The organism is Mucilaginibacter koreensis (assembly GCF_054783355.1).
Genome location: NZ_BAAGQS010000001.1, coordinates 3,234,380 through 3,255,742 on the forward strand (window position 1 = coordinate 3,234,380; position 21,363 = coordinate 3,255,742).

Consider the following 21,363-nt stretch of genomic DNA (forward strand, 5'->3'; position numbering starts at 1 on the left):
TATCTGCCTGCAATTCATGATTAAACTATTTACCTGTTTTGTGCTGCTTTTCAGCTTAAGCGTTAATCAATTGCGTGCGCAGCAACCTGTAAGCGAGCGCAGACTTACCGAACTTTATAGTAAGCAGCCAAATCATCAAATATTATTAACTGATACCACCCGGTATTATCTGGTCAGGCTCCGCCATCCCGATAGGGCAGCGTTAAAAAATGTAAAGGTGCATAAACGGGTAGCTTATAATTACTATGTGGTGTCTTCAGCTATGGCTTTGCAACCTGATGATATGATTGCTGAGGTGAGCCCGGCTAATAGCTTATGGAAAGCGGCCGACAACCTGGCTCAGCAATATCAGCAGCATCCTAAATCCACAATTCAGGTTGAGCTGGTTACAACGACAGTAACTGATGCTGTTTTGAACAGCCTGAATACCTACGGAACAGTAATCGGGCATCAGCATAATGGTGCCGTCTTAAAAGTAAATTTGCAACAACTGCCCGGGTTGCTGGCACAGCCTTTTGTACAGTTTGCCTCTCCTGTGCGCATAGCTCACGAAGAATTAGTAATCAGTGATTTGGATTTAGGGGTCAACCGCATTTCGGCCATTAGGGATCATTATCCTGATTTGTTGGGCACCGGCATCAATGTAGCGGTAAAAGAAGACCGTTATGATGAAGATTTGGATTTACTGGGGCGGTCTTTTACTTCTTTTCAGGCTTCAAACACTACATCGGGTCATGCTACCATTATGGCCACATTAATTGGGGGCAATGGCAATACCTTTATACAATCGCTGGGCGCTGCGCCTGCGGTACGTTTTACGTCTTCTACTTTTGCCCGGTTGTTGCCCGATAGCACGCCTGTGTTTAATCAATATCACATCAGTGTGCAAAATCACTCGTATGGCACAGGCATTGAGAATTACTATGGCATTGAGGCGGTGGCTTATGACCAACAGATACATGATGCCGATACGTTAATGCACGTGTTCTCGGCAGGTAATATTGGTACCACTACGCCCACCACAGGTATATATAACGGGATAAGCAACCGCGCCAATTTATCAGGCACCTTTAAGCAAGCCAAAAACGTGTTGGTAGTAGGCGGAACCGGCCGTACCAGTGTACCAGAAGCATTAAGCTCTAACGGACCGGCGTATGATGGCCGGGTAAAGCCCGAATTGGTAACCGATGGCGAGGATGGTACCTCCGGTGCAGCCGCTTTAACTTCGGGCACAGTAGCTTTGCTGCAGCAGGCTTACAAGAAGCAGTATGGCAAAATGCCTTCATCTGCTTTAATTAAAAGTATACTTATTAACTCTGCCGATGATTTAGGCAACCCTGAAGTAGATTTTAAAACCGGCTACGGACAATTGAATGGATTGGAAGCTTTGCGTACCCTGTTAGATGGGCGCTTTAAAAGTGGTAGCTTAACCAATGGGCAGCAAGCCGGCTTTCAAATTACTGTGCCGGGCAATTGCAGTAAACTCAAAGTATTATTAGCCTGGAATGATGTAGCCGCAGCCCTGAATGTACCCGTGGCTTTGGTTAATGATTTGGATTTGACTGTAATTACGCCCAATGGTGCCATCTATTTGCCTTGGACTTTAAGCACTTATCCATCTGCCGATTCACTAAACAGAACAGCGGTACGCGGCCGCGATTCACTAAATAACACTGAACAGGTTACATTGAATAACCCTGCAGCCGGAACCTATATGATACAGGTAAAAGGTAAACAGGTGAATAGTGGTGCACAAGCTTTTTATGTGGCTTACCAAACCATTGTTGCCAACCACTTTGAATGGACCGATCCCGCGGGCGCAAACCTGCTTTTCGCAGATGCGGAAAACTACCTGCGCTGGCAAAGTTCTTATCCGGCAGGAACCGTCGGCCAGCTCAGTATAAGCTATGATCATGGAACCACCTGGGCAGTGTTGGGCAATTCAAAACTCGATAATAGTTTTTACCTATGGGCAGCTCCAAATGTATTTACGAAAGCTATGGTACGAATGACTGTTAATGGGCAGAACTATACAAGTACGGAATTTACATTATCTAAGCCGCTCACGCTGAACATAGGCTACAATTGTACTGACGGCACACTATTACACTGGAACCCGCAACCCGGTGCTATTGGTTATACTATATATTCTTTAAAAAATAATGTACTTCAAAAACTGAGCACTGCTACAGATACCACATTGCTGATACCGCCTGCAATGCAAACGTCAGCCTATTATGCGGTTAGTGCTTTGGGCAGCGGCTTTGAAGGATTAAGAAGTTATACAATAGATGCTACTGCACAAGGTGTGGGGTGTTATATCAAAACTTTACTGGCCAATGTTACCCCGGCTAATACAATAGAATTGAATTTGCAGGTAGGTTCGGTACTAAATTTAAAATCTATCACCTGGCAAAAGCTCACCTTTGCTAATACGTATACTTCTATTGGAATTACAGAGGTAAATAATCAGACACTCACCTATCAGTTTACGGACAGTAATCCGGTAAAAGGCCTGCAATATTACCGGGCTATGCTTACTTCAGCTAACGGAGCAGTTATTTATTCAGAACCGGCAAGTGCAGTATTACTTCAGGCCGGGCAATTTACAGTGTATCCTAATCCTGCAGGTAGCCAGATTACCGTTCTGAGTGGGGAAGGCAATAGTTATGCTATTAAATTTTATGATGTGACGGGGCAGCTCAAGCTTGAAAAAACTTTCAGCGAATTGCAAAATACAGTGCCGCTTAACCTTATTCCGGGTAATTATATTTATACCATTAGCCAGAATGGTAAGGTGTTGAGTAAAGGAAAGTTGATTAAAATATAACGTCTATTTACAAAGGTACACGGAGTCAGGCCTTCCACCAGTTTTTTAGCTTTTTAAAAAAATCTTCTTTCCGTGGTTTAGGCAGCTCGTCGTGCGTGAGTTGATGGTCATAATGATGCTGTAATTGCTGCGCATAGGCCTGCTGTTCAGCATTGCCCTGGCTAAACGCTTTTATATAAGGCAATACATTGGCGCTCAGCATACTGTTCATCGAAACCGTTTGGTATTCGCTGCGCCCTGTAGCCTGTGGGTTGGTATTATTTTCCGGCTGACCATTCTCGGCAAAATAATCAATCTGGTAGATTTTGGGGTTAAGCTTTTTTAACCGTTTGGTGCCCTTGCGCTCGTTACGCCAAGGGTGCTCGCCCTTGTGCAGTTGCTGTAACAAAAATTCACGCTTCCAAAGCGTTACCTGGTGCGACATGAGAAAGCCTGATTTTTCATTATCTAATAACCCTACCTGGAAACCTTGCAAAGTATAAGGAGTGGTTTGCGTAACATAAGCATCAGAACTGCTTAATTTTACTTGCTGCCACTGCTGTGCAGCTGCTGTTTTGAACAGCTCATTAAAAAAGCGTCCGTTCACGGGTTTATTCAGCCACATATCCTCCTGAAAGTAGATCACATAATCCTCTTCAATCACCTCGCGCAGCAAATAGGCCAGGCGGTCGGCCCATTCGCCTTTGCCGGATTGGATAGTTTGGAAACCCTGTAATTGCACATTCAGTGTTTCGGTGGCAAAGTAATATTGGCAGGGAACAGAAAAATCCCAGTATTGGTTAAAACTGAAATTAAAGCCAGGATACAAGAACCGGTACCTGTCGCAGGTATGTACCAGCAAGGCAAATGTATAGGTGGGTTTGGGTACAGTCATGGCTTCAATGCAAATATGGGATTTATCTGCAAGGGCAGCTCCATTTAATTAAATTTGAAGCCATGTCATCACACCATATTGTACGCGAAAAGCAAGAGCCTGCGCTGTTGATTTTAAGCTTAACCGGTTTTGATACCGAACACTTAGGGCAATTATTAGAATGGAGCCCTACGCTGATTGCAGCGGCTCCGGTAGCTGATGACTTATTAGCTGCAGATATACACATAGATTATTTGCTGACTGATAATGCAGACACGCCCCCTGCACAACCCGGATTACAAATCATCACGGCTGCACCTGATGATTTTTTGAAAGCGGGTTTAAATTTCCTGATTGAAAAAGGCTACCCGGCAGTGAACCTTATTACCCATGAGTTTGAACCGCAGGTTTACGAAACCTACTGGGAATCCATTAACCTGGTGATTTACTGTATGCAACAGAAAGCCTACGCGGTTAAATCTGGCTTCGAGAAGTGGCTGCCTGCCAAAACACATCTTTACATCTTCAATCCGCCGGTTGATTTAAACCGCAAGAACCTGTTATTGCAATCAGGCAATGCCTGGCTGGTACCTGATGATGGCAGGATTCAGCTACGGTTTTCGGCCTCGCGATTGATCATTGCAGAGGATATTTAACCTCGTTCATTAACCATCAGCTATACCATTATGCACTGCTTCAAATCAACCTGTATTTGTTACAAGTAACTACCGGTTACCTGTCGCTCACTTACATTAAGCAGCAGCTCCCGCCCAAAAATTAACGCCTGATTATCCGGAATATGGCCGGCCGGGAAATCAAAGCAAACCGGATAGATATACTCGTGTACTACGTTCATTACCATTTCGGGCACGGTTTCACCAAAAGGAATGTCATTATCCTTTAATTCGGTAAATCCTCCTACCATTAAACCGGCCAGTTTAGCCAGCTTGCCGGCGCGTTTCAAGGCACGCAACATACGGTCAACCGAATACAGATATTCGCCTACATCTTCAATAAACAGAATCTTGCCGTCATAACTATAATCAGATACAGAACCCAGTATCGATATCAGCATGGCTAAATTACCACCAATCACTTCAGCCTGTACCTTCCCCGGCCGGTTTAACACATGCGGGGCAAAACTGTAATTAACTTCCTCGCCGAACAAGGCCCGCCTCAAGGTTTCCAGCGAAGCCGCAGAACCTTCGGTAATATTCACCGGCATTTGCCCATGCAGGGTTTGCAGCTGGTGGTTGGTATGCAAGTGGGCGTGCAACACAGTGATATCACTAAAGCCAATGAACCATTTAGGATGATTAGCTAATCGGGAGAAATCTACCTGGTCAATCATCCGCACGGTGCCATAGCCGCCACGGGCAGCAAATACGGCTTTAATGCTGTCATCATTCACAAAACGCTGCATGTCTGCAGCGCGCAGGGCATCATCGCCGGCAAACTGGTTCCACGAGGCGTTGATGGTATCGCCCAATACCACTTCCAGTTCCCAGCTTTGTAATAGTGCAATAGCATCATCCATAGGCTTGGGCAGCTTTTTGGCCGGGCAGGTAATAGCTACCTTATCGCCTTTTTTTAAGTAAGGGGGCGTTGTGCTCATATTTGAATATCTTTGTGGGCTGTTAAATTAACTCAACATAGTGGAAGCACAAAATTATAAACGATATACCATTACAGCGGCATTGCCTTATGCCAATGGCCCCAAACATATCGGCCACCTGGCCGGCGCTTATATTCCGGCCGATTTATATGCCCGCTACCTGCGCCTTAAACGCCGCGATGTGGTATTTGTATGCGGGTCTGATGAACATGGTACCGCCATTGCCAATCAGGCCATGAAGGAGGGAACTACTCCGCAAGCTATCATTGATAAGTACCACGAACTGATTAAATATTGTTTCGATAAACTGAATATCTCTTTTGATATTTATCATCGTACCAGTTCACCGTTACACCACGAAACCGCTCAGGAGTTTTTTACCAACCTGAACGATAAAGGCATATTTGCCGAGCAGGAATCGGAGCAGTATTATGATGAAGAAGCCGGCGCCTTTCTGGCCGACCGCTATATTGTAGGCACCTGCCCTAATTGCGGCAACGAGAATGCCTATGGCGACCAGTGCGAGCGCTGCGGCACTTCATTGAGCCCAGATGAACTCATTGACCCACGCTCTACCCTAAGCGGTAACAAGCCCGTAAAGCGCCCTACCAAGCACTGGTATTTACCCTTAGATCAGTACGAGGGGTTTTTAAAAGAATGGATTTTAGAAGGCCATGCCGGCGACTGGAAAACCAACGTGTACGGCCAGTGCAAAAGCTGGATTGACGGCGGTCTGCATCCCCGCGCTGTAACCCGCGATTTAGACTGGGGTATTAAAGTACCGGTAGCAGGTGCCGATGGCAAAGTACTCTACGTTTGGTTTGATGCGCCTATCGGCTATATATCAGCTACCCGCCAGTGGGGTATCAATAATAACAAGGATTGGGAGCCTTACTGGAAAAGCCAGGACACCAAACTGGTGCATTTTATTGGTAAGGATAATATTGTATTCCATTGCATTGTGTTCCCGGTGATGCTGAAGGCGCAGGGCGAGTTTATTTTACCGCAAAATGTGCCGGCTAATGAGTTCATGAATCTGGAGGGCGACAAAATGTCGACCAGCAGGGGCTGGAGCATTGAGATGCATGAATACCTGGAGGATTTTCCGACCCGCATTGATGAATTGCGCTATTATTTAACTGCCATTGCTCCCGAAACCAGCGACAGCGAGTTTACCTGGAAAGATTACGAGGCCCGTGTAAATAACGAGCTGGTAGCCATTTTGGGCAACTTTGTGAACAGGGTAATGATACTGATGCACAAATTTTACGACGGTAAGGTGGAAACTGATACCGATAAACTGGTACTGACCGATGCAGCACTATTTACTGAAGTAGGACACCTGTACGATGAGCTTGAAAAAAGTTTTGAAGGCTATAAATTTCGCCAGGCGCAACAAACGGCTATGGAAATGGCCCGCCTGGGTAACCGCTATTTAACTGAGCAGGAGCCCTGGAAAACGATTAAAACCAACCCGGAGCAGGCTAAAACTGCATTGCATAACTGTTTGGTATTGATTGGTCATTTGGCTACTGCCTTCCAGCCATTTTTACCGGACACCACGCAAAAGATTTTCAACATGCTGAACTGGGAGCGTAGCACCGTCCACTTTGATGAAGAAGTGAGTTTTGCCAACGGGCACCAGTTGAACCCCGCCTCGTTGCTGTTTGAAAAAATAGAAGATGAGGTCATCGAAAAGCAGATACAGAAATTACAAGCCAAAAAACAACAAGCAACGCCCACCATGCAGGAAAGTACCCCGATAGCCACACCAGCCAAAGAAAACATTAACTACGAGCAGTTTGCCGCCATGGACATCCGCACCGGCACCATCCTGACTGCCGAAAAAGTAGCCAAAACCAAAAAGCTGCTGAAGCTGACTATTGATACCGGTATTGACCAGCGCACCGTAGTATCGGGCATTGCCGAGCACTACGAGCCCGAAGCCATTATTGGCAGGCAGGTAAGCATCTTGGTTAACCTGGAGCCTCGTGAGATTAAAGGTATCCTGTCGCAGGGGATGATTTTGATGGCCGAAAATGCAGAAGGCAAACTGAGCTTTGTGTCACCCATTGATGCTATGCATAACGGCTCGGTAGTGCGGTAACCGTTTTTAATATGCAGGTGTGCAGGGAAAGAAGATAAAAACTGCACATTTGCACACCAGCATATCTGCACATCTCTGTATATTTGTGCCATATCCTGCCCCTGTAGTTCAACGGATAGAATAGAAGTTTCCTAAACTTTAGATATGAGTTCGATTCTCGTCGGGGGTACTAAACAGGAACAAGCCAGAAGGAGTTCCGGCTTGTTCCTGTTTATTTGCAATAAAAATGGTAATGTATGAGTTAGTTGCCAAAATTGATAAATCTTACCATTTCGCCATTTTTGTTCTTTTGAAAAAATATCTCATTTTCTCATAAATCCTTCAAATTGATATAGCTTCTGTTCATTATTCCAGCTTATAGCACCGTTTGCAGATAGCTACTCATATGAGCGTTTAAAGATGCGCCGGCTTGCCGTAATCTGTTCAGGTAAAAATTTCGCATATCTTCCCAGTTATAATAAAAGCGGTAATGTGTTTTCAGGCCGGTTATAAGCGCAGGCTTTTCATTCAACAGTACCTTTACCAAAAGGTTGCCTTTGGTATTTTTGTATAAAATCCACTGAATATTTGCACTCAAAGGAATAACCTGATTTACCTTCCAATTCCTGTCAAACTGCGATATATGATTAGTAATACTATTGGCTATACTCAAATTCATTAATGTAGCAAAGGGTGAGATGGTTTCAGCGTGGCCAAAGCGTAGCCTGGCGCTTATTTTACCTTGCTTCAGAAAATCATCTGTACTTTTTACAAAGTCAACCAATAAAGGAACGGCAATCTTCACCTGGATACCCATAGCATCAGTTCCGGGGCCCTTCTTTAGAAAATCTTCCGCAGCATCAATTTTGGCTAATTTTTCCAGCTCAGTACATGTAAAGAAAAGTTCAAAATCTAAATCGGCAGGTTGATAACCGGCATTTTGTATTTCTGCTTTAAGGGAGTGGGTAATAGTAGCAAAGCCAAATAAATCCGACACAAAATTTTCCTGGACTTCATTATTCATCCGGCTCAAAAAATCCGCCTTAAATAGGCGTGCAGTAATGGCATGATTGATTTCATTTAACTTGAGCTGTGCTTTTAAAGCAGCCAACTGGGGCATCCAGGATCCGGCCTGCTCAAAATTAAGGTAGGCCGGTGATAAATCATAAAAGCGCAGGGCTGTATCATTGATGCCCTGTTGCTCCACATCAGCACCTAAAGGTTTTGGCAGGCCACTTACAAATGCCTCGGCGCTTTGTTTCGTGCGCACTTCTTTACTATAACTTACCTGTATATGCGGTTGTTCGGCAAAAACTCTTGTATTTTCATGATACATACGGGCAGCAATTCCCTGTAATTCCGCCTTGCCTTCTGCTGAAATGTTTTTGACATTACCCTTTTCCACCTTTTGAAGGTTAGCCAGCATTTGCTTCAGCATTTCACCATTTTTTGTAAGCAATCTTTCGCTATCAGCCTGATTGATCAGTTTGTAAATATCAGCTGATTCAGGTGGCTTGGTCAGATGCCTGGCACCATGCCGTCCAACATAGTTTATAAATACCGGCTGATATCCTGGCGGAATGTTGCCTTGTTCCGGCGAGGGCGCTTCATACAAAGTTTTAGTGCCTAAAAAATCGCCTTTACAATGCTGTGCTTTTACAGATAGTGTTACTCCTGATAAAGCCAGGTTAAGCAGTAGAAAAAACTTTTTCATTCAAAAAATATCTGGATATAAAAATGCAGGATAGCCGGGCTATCCTGCAAAATTCTAATTATAAAAACATAAAATTATTAATGTTGATTACCTGTACCATCGGTTTGGTAGGCTCCCAAATCTTTCCCTGGCAAATCAACCACAGCAACCAATTTACCGGTAGAAGTCACTAAAGATAATGGCTTGAAGTCTGTTTTGCCTTTACCCACTCCCAGGGAGGAAGGCTGCAGGCGGAAATTAGCATTACCCACCATTACCAAATACGCTGGCTGAACCGAAGCGCTTAGCGGGCCGGGATTTGAAGTGTAATTAAACTGGTTAAGGTCGTAGCTATAAAACAAAGGATTATTTTGCTGTGGTGTAGTGCCATGAATATCGTTTGACTGAAATGCTGCTTTGCCATCACCCGCTAAGAATTGAGTTACAATAGCCTGTGAGTTTCCGTAATACAATTGATTGTTATAGGATATATTCTGTAAATCGGCATCGTTCACCAGGCGTATTCCAAACCGGCAGTTCAATATTAGATTGTTATACACTAAACCACGCGCTGCTTTTTCGTAATTAATAGAGCCGCCGCGCCCGGATTTGGTTTGCCTGAAGCCACAGTTTACAATGGTGTTATTATACATGTTTACATTACATTGTACACCAGAACTGCCAGAATCTGAAGCCTTGATGGCATTGGTGGCTGCACCAATCATCATATTATAAGCAATATCACCTGTGGTGCCGCTCTTCATATTAAAGAACTCGCCTCCCGCCTGTCCGCACAGTTCAAAAGTATTACGCATAATATTGATTTTGCCGCCTACTACGCGGATGGCATCATCTTTACTGCCAAATACCCATGAGTCCTCCAGCACAAAGTTCTTTTTTATATTACCGAAATAGATGATGTAACGGGGATCGCCCTGAGCGTAAATAGCTGCATCATTATTCGGGCCCGATGGGCCGCCTGCAAATTCAAGATGCGTCCATTTGATAATAACATCACCGCCATTACCACCGGTGGATGGGGAACAGACAATGCCTCCCCAATACCCGTTAAAAACGTTAGTATAGCTGCCATTGGTAGCCTGGTTATGCAAATCCACAGCGTTGCCCACGGTAATGTAGTTAGGCGCTTCCTTGGTGCCCAGGCTGATAAACGTACCATGTACGATAATTTCAGGGCTGGTTTGATAAGTTTTACCGTCGCCAATAGCAATCAGCCTTACGCCGCTTTGCATTTGAAGGGTATCACCATCATTAACGGTAATATCTGATGTGAAATAATAGGTCTTGCCGCTTAACAAGGTGCCTTTAATTGTCCCTTTCAGCGTATCTGAAGTAATTGGGCTGCTTACCTGTACTAAGCCCTTTGAAATATTTAAATCTTCGGCCTTATGGCAGCCATTAAGCAGCAGCAGGCCACTTAATGAGAATAAAAGTAATTTTATTAATTTCATCTTGATAACGAATTATAATCGGTAACGTAGACCCAGTAAATAGTAGCGGTTGTAAGTATCGCGGCGGATGAAGGCATTGCTGCCCTGCGTATACTGTGGCGGTATAGCTAAACCTGCCGGATAGGGGCGGTGGAGCTCCAACTCATAAGGTGTATTTAACAGATTGGTGGCTTTAAGGTATCCGTAAACATGCTTGAACAGGCGCTTCTCGGTTGAGAAATCAAGTGTGGTAAATCCTTTTTGCCACACATCATTATCCAGGTAGCCTGATACCAAATTGATACGCGAACCGGTATACACTAATGATAACTGTGCATCCAAGCCAATTTTATTTTCCTTATACAACAGGGAGAAATTGCCGATATTTTTAGACTGCCCCTGCAATGGGCGGCTTTGCTGCTCTAAACGGTTAGTAACCACACCGGCATCGTTACGATAATTATACAGCTTTGTGGTAGTGATTTTAGAATTGGTGTAGGTATAATTTGCCCGTACCCCAAAGTTGTGCACATACTTTACAAACTCGAGTTCAAAGCCATAGTTATGTGCTAAACCAAAATTTTGTGGTTGCAGTACCAGGTTGGTACTGGTGCCGCCGGCGCTGCTGGTTTGGCGCACTAAAGCGTTTTCTACCGGGTTATCAATGCTTTTATAAAATACACCTACCAGCAATTCATCTAAACCTTTAGGGAATAGTTCATAGCGCAAATCAAAGTTCTCTGCCGTGGTGCGTTTTAAGTAGGGATTGCCTACCTCTTTGTAATCGGCATCCGGGTCGCCAGAGGTATGAGGCACAATTTCGTAAAAGTTGGGACGGCTGATAGCTGAGTAATAAGATAGGCGCAGATTCTGCTTATCGTTCAGCATGTACTTAAAGCTTAGGCTGGGCAGGAAGTCATAATACTGGTTAGAGCCGTTTTTGCCATCCACAGTTTCTGCCGTGTTGGTTTGATAAGCTTGCTTGGTATGTTCATAGCGTACACCACCAACGGTTTGTAGTTTACCAAGGATAAATTTAAATTGGCCATACCCTGCCGCTATCTTTTCCTGAAAATTATAATTTAGAGCATCATTGGCCCGCCCTTGTGGCGTAAATACATAAAAGCTGTTATTGTTGATGTTGCCATCAAACGTTTGGGCAGTATTACCATCCAAGCGCAGGTCATATTGGTCGTAATCACTATGGCGGTCTTTATCGCGGTACATACCGCCTGCACTTAGCTCCAACCGGGTGCCCAATACCTCGGGACTGTAAATAAAGTTCAAATAACCCGTTTTGTCCTGATCAGTATTATGACTGAAAATGCGGGTTTGGGAGGACAAGGCATCAAAGGTTAATGGGTTTTGTACCACTGAACCATTGGGCTGAATAATTAAGCCTGTATTCAAATTCAAACTGGCGCGGTCCGGCTCATTAAAAATGGCTTTGGAATACAATACAGTCCAGTTGATTTTGAAATTTTCAGTGAGGCGATGATCGCCTTGCAGGTTGGTGTTATAAATAGTTTGCACCGTGCGGTCGCTGCGGTAAGTTTCATTAACGCGGCCATTGCCAACAGCGGTACGGCCTATGAAACTGGTATCAGATACCGAGCGGTATTCGTTTTGGTTCAGATTAATCAACGAGGCATTCAAGTTGATTTTGTTCCATGAGCTAAACCGGTAATCGAGCTTGCCAATCAAAGCCGATCGCTGCTGTTGTATACTGTAGTTGCGTAATTCAAAATTCTGTGCATCGGGGGCATTTGTAATCAGATTTACTTGTGTATCAAAAAATACACCATCCGTGTGGCGGTAAGTGTTTTGGTAGCTTCCGGCCAGCATACCACCCAGCTTTTTGTTACGGCTGCGGCCGCCAATACTTAAACCCAAAATAGTAGCCAGTGGCACATCCTTTTTAGAGTAGTAATAAGGATTATTTGGAAAATCGCTCATGCTGGCCAGATAATTAGACCCGTTTTTAATGCGGGGCGACTGGCTTAGGCTCGCGCTGTGGTCAAACTTGGTAAAGCTGCCATTGAAAAAGTTTTCTGCATAACCCGTTCCCACATTCAGACGGAGGGTGAAATCATCCGGTGCTTCCTTAAGTGCCAGGTTAATAGCACCGCCAATAGCATCCCCTTCCATATTAGGCGTAAGTGATTTGTATACTTCCAGGCGGTCTACAATATCAGCCGGAAAGATGTCCAGCGGTACATAGCGGTTGGTATTGCTCGGGCTGGGAATTTTGATACCATCAATCAGCGTATACTGGTAACGTTGCGGCATACCACGGATAATGGCATATTGCGCCTCGCCATTGTTACTTCGCTCTACTGATAAACCGGAGATGCGCTGGGTAACGTTGGCAATGGTAATATCGGGCGATACCTCAATGCTTTTGGATGAAACGGCATTCAATACCTGGTCTGAACGCTGCACCAATCGGCGGGTGGCTTGGTCGGTGCCACCGTTGCGGCCGCTTGTTATCTTGACTTCAGTAAGGTCGGTTTGCTTGTTTTGCAGCGATAGGTTAATTGTAGTTATTACATTATTGGTTACATTGATGTGCTTTTCCTCATCTTTGTACCCTATATATTTTGCTTCAATCTCGTAAGAACCTTCAGCTACATTACGAAAGGTATAGGTACCGTCTAAACCTACACCAGTGGATGTTTTTTTTCCGGTTTGTTTGTTTTTAAGCGTAACTACAGCGCCGGGAAGCGGCTCGTTGCTTCTTTGGTCAGTCACCAAACCTTTAACTATACCACCTGCAAAAGCAAGGGTATAAAGGCACAATAGTGATAAAATTAACAGGGGTAAAAATCTTTTCATTAAATGCGCAGAATTTTAAGCAAAAGAACTTTGCGCATTTAATGATAACATCAGCATGATGTTATGTAATTATTAAATTGCAGTAAATACCCCCTGTTTTGCCTGCTTATAAAGCGGAGTAGACATAGCTTTACACTTTGCTTTCTGCGCTTTTGGGTCGATGTATGTATCTGTTGTTTTACTGCTCCTTAAAACTTGCTTTTTTATTTAAAAGAGAATTAATGTGAAACTAAGAGATATTACACCACTTTAAAGTAGCAATAACTTGTAAGAGATTTTATGCCGAAGTTTCAACTTGCTTTTTATAATTATCCAATATTGCCTGCCAGCCGCCTTGCTGCATTTCTCGGGGGTGGGTGGTTTCAGGGTCAAAGGTTTCGGTAACCTTGGTAGTGTTATCGCCTGCAGGCTCAAATATTACTTTTATGGTTCTGCCGTCGCCAAGTACATATTCAATAATGTGCTGGGGCTCAATCTTGGTATAAGTACCTTCAAAATCAAAACTAAAACTGCCGTCTTTAGCGGCCATGGTGGTTTTGAGTTTGCCGCCAACGCGCAAATCATTTTCAGAATGGGGCACATGCCAGTCGTCTGAAGCAAAGGCCCACTGTTTGATGTGCTCAGGCTCATTAAATACTTTCCATGCTGTTTCTACTGAAGCGTTTACGGTTGTTTCAATAGTGATCGGGCTTAAATCGGTGGTTTCCATGTAATGTATTTTAAGTGTGGTTTGATATTTCAAAATTAGCAATCGGGCAAAATTACGTGAGGGGCAAAAGCGACAAGTAAAGAGGGCAATACTGCCTTTAATTACCGGTTTTTACATTCAAAAGCCGGTAATGATAGCATTACCGGCTTCCTTAAATCATTCTATTATCTTTTTCCTTACTTGGCAAAATAATTCCGCAGTTCGCCGCTATTCTCGGCATAGTTCCAGCGGTTTTGATCGGCTTTGCCGTCGCCATTAATATCAGCAAAAAAGAAATCGGTATCGGCGCTTTGCGAGGTGCCCCGCAACGAATATACCGGGCCATTAAACTCATTGGCGGTGCTTGAAAAATATACCTTTACCTTACCAATATAGTTATTGGGATTCCAGTAAATTTTATCGGCACGCCCATCGCCATCCACATCAGCAAAGTAAAACGATGTAGCCGGGGTACCACTGGAGGCGCCCGAGTTGCTGAAGCTGGATGAAGCCGTAAAGGTACCGTCGCCGTCGGCCAGGTACACCATGGCCTTGCCCGAATTTAAATCAGAGTGCCAGTAAATTTTGTCGGCACGACCGTCGCCGTTCACATCAGCATAATAATAAATAGTACCAGCAGTAGTACTGGCACCTTCGGTGTTGGAAATCACTGTAGAACTGAAATTACCGCCTGAAGTAGCCAGGTAAACGCGCGTATGGCCCGAGTCAAAAGTAGCGTTCCAATAAACTTTATCTGCTTTGCCATCACCGTTCACATCAGCAAAATTGTACAGGGTGGTGGTACCGGCGCTGGTACCTTCAGGGTTATCTACTACGGTTGAGCTAAAATTACCGCCCGAGGTGGCCAGGTAAACGCGCGTATGGCCCGAGTTAAGGGTAGGATCCCACTTAATTTCATCGGCCTTACCATCGCCGTTTACATCGGCATAATAATAGCGTGTAGTGCTCACTGTAGAAGCGCCTGCCGTATGCGCCACGGCTGGTGAAGCAAAAGTGCCAGTGCCGTTAGACAAAAACACCTGCGGGCGGCCATTGTCATAAGTAGGGTTCCAGTATACTTTGTCATCCTTACCATCGCCATTAATATCAGCAAAATAGAATTTAGTGCCAGCATTGGCGCTTTTACCGTTGACGTCGGCATGCGGGCCGCCAAAAATGGCAGGCACAAAATCGGCCATTACAGGCCAGTGGTCAGAAGGCCAATAGCCGTTATAACTGGTAGTAATTACTTTTGACGAGGTGAAAGCCATACTGCGGCTGCTCATTATCCAATCAATTTTAGCACTGCCGGTAGCATCCCAGCCATGAAAAGTGAAGTCACCGTCAGTATCGCCCAGTGCATCCACTACATCCAGGCTGCTTTTCAGGTTGTTCACCTCATCGGTGCCAGGCTTGGCATTAAAATCGCCAAATATAATTTCAGGCAAATCTTCAGTATTAAATTGGTTTACAGCAGCCACCAGGTTTTGTGAATTTTGCATCCGCACAGATGCTGAATCAAACTGCCAGTGGATGTTACTTACAAAATACCGCTGCGAAGTAGTTTTATCCAGCAGAATAGCCCAGGTACCGGTATTGGTAGGCCCCAGCACAATAGTACCGCTGCTTTGTAGTGTGAAGCGGCTGGTTTTGTAAAAAATTACTTTAGGCGATCCTTTACCGGCGGTTTCATCATAATATACACTATAGCCTAAGGTACCCATTTGCGATATAAACCAGTTTTCGAAAGCATTATCAGTAAACTCCTGCATCCCGAAGATATCAGGATTGTTATCTACTATAATCTGCCGAATGTTACCCTGCCGTTCGCCGATGGTTTGCGGGTCAGAGTCTTCGTTATGCCTCACGTTAAAAGATAACACCCTGATTTTCGATGCATCTGTTACCGCACGGGGCTGGGTAAGTTCAGCAGATGAACTGGCATTAACCGGGAGATCTTTTTTACATGCCGAAAACAACAGGGTAGCCGCCAGGCAAGCGGCGACTAAAGGCTTTAAGCGCAATAAATTAAAATCGCAGCTTTTGTGAGTGTGCAGGCTGTGAGCCTGATTTAGGTAATTGTTTTTCATTGAATAGTATAGGGTTTTGTTAAATGGCGCTGAGGTAATTCTTAAAATATATGTCATACACAAGTGCTTTTAACAACGTTAATAGCCACAGAATAATAAGCAGGCGTGCAGGCATGAATTAAGTAGATAACATAGGCTGTGGGTAAAATTACAAGTTGCCAACCATGCAATTATTCAATTAATATTATCTTATAGTTAAGTAGTGGAGGCGGTTTACGCTTAAAGTTAAGGTAGTATGATATTTAATTTTCAGTGACATAAGCAGATTTTTAATATCATTCAATATGTTGATATTGAGGATTGACCAGAAAATCGCAGTTTTATTCATTTTAGTTGTAACCAGTTCAAAATATTAATTCTGTGTGAACTTTAGTGCAGGTTTTCCTATCCCATTTATCAAAAAGTTAACGTTGGTTTAATTTTTATTACACACCATAAACCGACGTTTGCCAGCAATTGCAAAACGCTCCTCACCCGTCATTTTCCTGTTTTGCAGCGTAACTACATTAATCTTGGTATCTATGCAGAAATTCTACACAATTAAATTATGGGGTAAGTATTTGTTCAATTGCTGTTTGCTTTTTTTGATCTTGCAACGGGTAAATGCACAGCAAAGTACCGGAACCATCAGGGGCCTGGTATCAGATAATACCGGGCCGTTGCCTGGTGCTACCATTGCCATTAAAGGTACCACCACAGGTACAGTGGCCAGCGCCAGCGGCACTTATACATTACGGGTACAGCCCGGAACATATACCGTTACGGCCAGCTTTATTGGTTACTTACCTAAAGAGGTAAAAGATGTTAAAGTAACTGCCGGAGCCGAAACGGTAGTAGATTTGCAACTGGGCGCAGGTACAGGCAGCCAGCTGCAAGAAGTAACAGTAAGTTATGGCCGCCAGCGCCGCAGGGAAATTACCGGCTCGGTAGCTACACTGGATACTGCCCCTTTGCAGGATATGCCGGTGCAGCAGTTTGCACAGCAATTGCAGGGTAAAGTGGCCGGTGTATCGGTAGTGCAAAGCAGCGGGCAGCCAGGGCGGGGTGTCGATTTCCGTATCCGGGGTTCAGCTTCGTTCTATTCAGATAATCAGCCGTTATTTGTAGTGGATGGCTTGCCTATTACCGGGAGCATCAATAACATTAACCCTGCCGAAATTGAAAGTTTCAGCGTACTTAAAGATGCTTCGGCAACGGCGCTGTATGGTTCAAGGGCGGCCAACGGCGTTATCCTGATTACGACTAAGCATGCCAAAGCCGGCGATTCAAAAATTGAGTTTAACGCTAACTATGGTGTGCAGAAGCTACCGGGTAACAGGGTGCCCAAAGTAATGAATGCCCAACAATACGCCACGTTCATGAACGAGCGTTTTCAGGACATCCGCCGTTACGAAAACCCGGCCACACAAACGCCAGCCGAGTATCTTGACCCTTCACAGTATGGCGAAGGCACCAACTGGTATAAACTGCTTACACGTACTGCACCAATTCAAAATTATGACCTAACAGTGCAATCGGCCACCGAAAAATCGTCATCCACAGCAGTTTTTGGATACCAGGAGCAGCAGGGGGTGCTTATTAACACCGGTACTCGTTTATTCACCGGCAGGTTAAATAAAGATTTAACCCTGGCCAGTAATAAGATTAAAGTTGGTTTCAGCCTGGCGCCAAGCTACCGGCTTGATCATAATAACCGCTTAAACACCGATGGTGTAGGCGGTTTATTCGAGCGCATCTTTGAGGCCAGTCCGCTAAAATCGCCTTATAATGCCGATGGCAGCTACAACCGCGATACTTACTCACCGGGCATGGTAGCCTACATCAATCCGCTGGCCCAGTTTAATTTAACCAATGATGATTATAAAACTACACGCATTTTAGGCAACGCCTATTTAAACTATGAGTTTTTAAAAGGCTTGCAACTAAAGATCAATACTGGTGTTGATAAAGCCAACGAGATACGCCATTACTATCAGTCGGGTGTGGTGAGTTCGACCGCCAATAATCCTACCGGTACCAGCAGTGCTGTTGATAACGGTTCTTATACAGCCGAAGCCTATTTAACTTATAACAAGACTTTTAATAATGATCACCGTCTTGAAGTTTTAGGGGGATATTCAATACAGAAGTTCACTCAGGAAAATAATACCCTGACCGGCTTGGGCTTCCCGAATGATGACATCACTTATTTAACTGCTGCCACCAGCGTTACCGGCAACAGTAATTATACGGCTTATGCGCTGCTCTCGGCCATAGGACGTATTAACTATAGTTACAAAGACCGTTATTTACTACAAGCGTCTTTCCGTAACGATGGCTCGTCAAGATTTGGTGCAGATCGCAAATTCGGTACTTTCCCAGCAGTATCTGCCGGCTGGGTAGTAAGCGATGAAGCCTTTATGGAACGGTTTAAGCTGATTAACTTTTTCAAAATAAGAGCTGGATATGGCCTTACCGGAAATAACTTTTTTAGCAATTACACAGCACAGTCAACCACCTCCAATTACTATTATGACCTTAATAATGTAATTACGCAAGGCACTACCTTCAATAACCTGGGCAACCGTAATCTGCGCTGGGAGCGCAGCAAGCAGTTAGACATTGGTATTGACTTAACTATTCTTAATAATCGCATCAATATTACTTACGATTATTATCATAAGATTACTGATGGCCTGATTCAAAACCAGCCGCTACCTGTGTCTTCAGGTTACCCTTCAGTTTTAAACAATGTAGCTAAACTGGCTTTCTGGGGGCATGAGATCAGTATCAATACCATAAATATTTCCAACAGTAACTTCAAATGGAACAGCAGCTTCAATATGTCGTTTGACCGCAACATTATAAAAGCACTGGTTGATCCGGACTATATACGCCGTAACAATACGGTATCCTCAGATTACTTCCGCAATCAGGTAGGGCATCACCTCGGCGAGTTTTATGGCTTTGAGTTTTTGGGTTTGTATAAAGATGCTGCTGATCTGGCCAACTCGGCCAAGTATCAGGCTACAGTCACATCTCCCACTGGCATATCTGATATTGGTACTATTAAAGTAGCCGATATAAACGGCGATGGCGTAATTGATGATGTAAATGACCGTACTTTCATTGGCGATCCTACGCCTACGTTCACCGGCGGGTTCAGCAACTATTTTACCTATAAAAAGTTTGATCTCAGCATCAGTACAGCCTTCTCGGTAGGTGGTCAAATCCTGAATGCGGCTAAATGGGCTTACCAAACCAATCTGGATGGCTCGCGTGTACCGCTGGCTGCCGCTGCCGACCGTTGGCGCTCTGTAGATAATCCCGGCTCGGGTATTTATCCGCGCACCAAAGCGGGCACCACCGTTTTGGGGCGTAACGTGAACAGTCAGTGGTTGGAGAACGCCTCGTACTTTACAGTTAAAAACATATCGCTGGGTTATACTGTGGGTTTAAAAGACAAATATCTTCTGAAAAACTTGCGCTTCTATGCCTCGGTACAGCAGTCCCTGGTACTTACCGGCTATAGCGGTATGAACCCCGAAATTAATTTTTCGGGGCAAGATGCCACGCTCGGTATTAAGGTAGATGAAAACGCCTATCCTATACCCCGCACCTATTCTTTCGGCCTGACAGCCACCTTTAAATAACGGTATTTTACTATCAGCCAATTTATATGAAAAAGATATATTTTTGTTTTGCACTGTTAACCCTAACGGCAACTTCATGCAAAAAAAGCTTTCTAGATCTTTCGCCTAAAGGCCAATACACGGATAAAAATTATTTCCTGAACGATGCCCAGTTTAAGCAGGCCGTTATTGCGGCGTATGCCCCATTGCGCGACCTGATGGTGAATGATTTCTATTTCTCGGAAATGCGCTCGGATAATACCTTTTACCAATCGGCATTATCCAACCGCGGAACAGCATTTGTAAACCGTGAGAATATTTCCGACTTCAAAGATTCTCCGACCAACACTTATACTGCAGCCGAGTGGCAATACCTGTATCAAATTATATCAAGGGCAAACATTGTGATTTCGCGCTTAAAAAATGCTTCGGGCATACCTGCGGCATCGGTAAACAGTTACGATGGGCAATGCAAATTTTTAAGGGCCTTCGCGTACTTTAAACTGGTAAGGTTATTTGGCGGCGTTCCGTTGTTCCTGAATGAGGTAACCACCCCCGATGCTGCATTTTTGCCCCGCTCATCGGCCAATGAGGTGTATAAACAAATTATTGCCGATGCAACCGATGCTGTTAATGAGCTGGCGGCCCCTGCAAAATTTCCGCAAACCGGCGAAGCCACCAAAGGTTCGGCTACGGTATTGCTGGCCGATGTATATGTAACCCTAAAACGCTGGGCCGATGCTGAAACCTTGCTGAACACGCTGCCGGCCATGGGCTACGCCCTGAATGCTGATTATGGCACCGCATTTTCTCCGGCCAACAAAAACAGCAAGGAATCTATTTTTGAGGTGCAGTATCTGGATGGCACAGCCACTGGTAGTACGCCTAATGTACTCACCGCTTACTTTTTGCCCCGCAGCACCAGTACCGCATTGTTAACCGGTATAGCCATCAATAATAGTGGTATGGCTGGATTAAATACTCCAACGCCGGATCTGATTAGTACATACGAGGCGAATGATAAGCGGCTGGATGCCTCTATTGGTATTGCTGAGGGCACTTACAATGCCAGTGATTTATTTACCTTTTCGGCAGTAAAAAGCGCTGTGGGTTACACTACGCCGCCTACCGGGAAAGTGGCTGTGCCGTATATTAAAAAATACCTGCATGCTCCACTGACGGCAATTACCGGCTCTGGCGATAATATGCCTATTTATCGTTACTCAGAGGCACTGCTGTTGCTGGCCGAAGCACAGAATGAACAAGGCAAATCACCGTTGACGGCGCTGAATACGGTGCGCACCCGCGCTGGCCTGCCTGCAGCTGCAGGAGCCGACCAGGCGACTATGCGTAACACCATATTGCACGAACGACGTGTGGAACTGGCCTTTGAAAACAAACGCTGGCATGATTTGGTACGTACCGGAACTGCTATCAGCACACTTAATGCTGCCGGTGCAAAACTTAAATCGCAGTTCAGTTACCTGCCTGCTGACGGGCGCATTGTAACTGATTACAGGCTGTTATTTCCGCTGCCGGCTGCCGAAGTGGGTTTGAATACGCAGCTTACACAAAATCCGGGCTATTAACGCACCAAGTATATTTAACTGC

At 44.7% G+C, this 21,363-nt stretch carries 12 protein-coding genes and 1 tRNA gene; 6 read left to right on the forward strand and 7 right to left on the reverse strand.

The genetic code is table 11. The features are described from left to right. Positions 1-535: 535 nt before the first annotated feature. A complete protein-coding gene (locus tag ACYVNW_RS14475; protein WP_460680586.1) occupies positions 536-2,830 on the forward strand; it encodes a S8 family serine peptidase in 2,295 nt (764 codons plus the stop codon). Positions 2,831-2,855: 25 nt separating this feature from the next. Here the strand turns inward: ACYVNW_RS14475 and ACYVNW_RS14480 are convergent, their stop codons facing one another. Further along, positions 2,856-3,704: a hypothetical protein gene (locus ACYVNW_RS14480; protein ID WP_460680587.1), complete on the reverse strand. Its 849-nt coding sequence runs from the start codon at positions 3,702-3,704 to the stop codon at positions 2,856-2,858. A 62-nt stretch (positions 3,705-3,766) separates the two neighbouring features. On the opposite strand from ACYVNW_RS14480, the gene ACYVNW_RS14485 reads away from it, so the two are divergent. Further along, positions 3,767-4,339: a thiamine pyrophosphokinase gene (locus ACYVNW_RS14485; protein ID WP_460680588.1), complete on the forward strand. Its 573-nt coding sequence runs from the start codon at positions 3,767-3,769 to the stop codon at positions 4,337-4,339. 59 nt (positions 4,340-4,398) lie between these two features. Here ACYVNW_RS14485 and ACYVNW_RS14490 read toward each other — a convergent pair whose 3' ends face one another. Further along, positions 4,399-5,298, reverse strand: coding sequence for a S66 peptidase family protein (locus tag ACYVNW_RS14490; RefSeq protein ID WP_460680589.1), 900 nt, complete (start codon positions 5,296-5,298; stop codon positions 4,399-4,401). Between the two features lie 40 nt (positions 5,299-5,338). On the opposite strand from ACYVNW_RS14490, the gene metG reads away from it, so the two are divergent. After that, complete coding sequence (gene metG, locus ACYVNW_RS14495; protein WP_460680590.1) at positions 5,339-7,405, forward strand: methionine--tRNA ligase; 2,067 nt, start codon at positions 5,339-5,341, stop codon at positions 7,403-7,405. Between the two features lie 97 nt (positions 7,406-7,502). Next, positions 7,503-7,574: transfer RNA gene (locus tag ACYVNW_RS14500), tRNA-Arg, on the forward strand. Between the two features lie 186 nt (positions 7,575-7,760). Here the strand turns inward: ACYVNW_RS14500 and ACYVNW_RS14505 are convergent. From ACYVNW_RS14505 to ACYVNW_RS14525, 5 genes are all read right to left on the reverse strand, one after another. After that, the gene (locus tag ACYVNW_RS14505) at positions 7,761-9,098 is read right to left on the reverse strand and encodes a histidine-type phosphatase (RefSeq protein ID WP_460680591.1); all 1,338 of its coding nucleotides are present in this window, start codon (positions 9,096-9,098) and stop codon (positions 7,761-7,763) included. A 77-nt stretch (positions 9,099-9,175) separates the two neighbouring features. Beyond that, entirely contained in the window at positions 9,176-10,549 is a 1,374-nt protein-coding gene (locus ACYVNW_RS14510) for a hypothetical protein (protein WP_460680592.1), read from the reverse strand. A 12-nt stretch (positions 10,550-10,561) separates the two neighbouring features. Further along, positions 10,562-13,363 carry a TonB-dependent receptor gene (locus tag ACYVNW_RS14515; RefSeq protein ID WP_460680593.1) on the reverse strand — a complete coding sequence of 934 codons (2,802 nt, stop codon included), beginning with the start codon at positions 13,361-13,363 and terminating at the stop codon, positions 10,562-10,564. Positions 13,364-13,640: 277 nt separating this feature from the next. Next, positions 13,641-14,072, reverse strand: a complete 432-nt coding sequence (locus ACYVNW_RS14520) for an SRPBCC family protein (protein WP_460680594.1) — start codon at positions 14,070-14,072, stop codon at positions 13,641-13,643. Between the two features lie 176 nt (positions 14,073-14,248). Further along, on the reverse strand, positions 14,249-16,141 hold the full coding sequence (locus ACYVNW_RS14525) for an FG-GAP-like repeat-containing protein (RefSeq protein WP_460680595.1): 1,893 nt from the start codon (positions 16,139-16,141) through the stop codon (positions 14,249-14,251). Between the two features lie 575 nt (positions 16,142-16,716). Between ACYVNW_RS14525 and ACYVNW_RS14530 the strand changes: the two genes are divergently transcribed. Both ACYVNW_RS14530 and ACYVNW_RS14535 read left to right on the forward strand, forming a co-directional pair. Next, positions 16,717-19,773 (forward strand): SusC/RagA family TonB-linked outer membrane protein, encoded by a 3,057-nt coding sequence (locus ACYVNW_RS14530; RefSeq protein ID WP_460680596.1) that lies wholly within the window; start codon positions 16,717-16,719, stop codon positions 19,771-19,773. A gap of 26 nt (positions 19,774-19,799) precedes the next feature. Continuing rightward, complete coding sequence (locus ACYVNW_RS14535) at positions 19,800-21,341, forward strand: RagB/SusD family nutrient uptake outer membrane protein (RefSeq protein WP_460680597.1); 1,542 nt, start codon at positions 19,800-19,802, stop codon at positions 21,339-21,341. Positions 21,342-21,363: the final 22 nt, after the last annotated feature.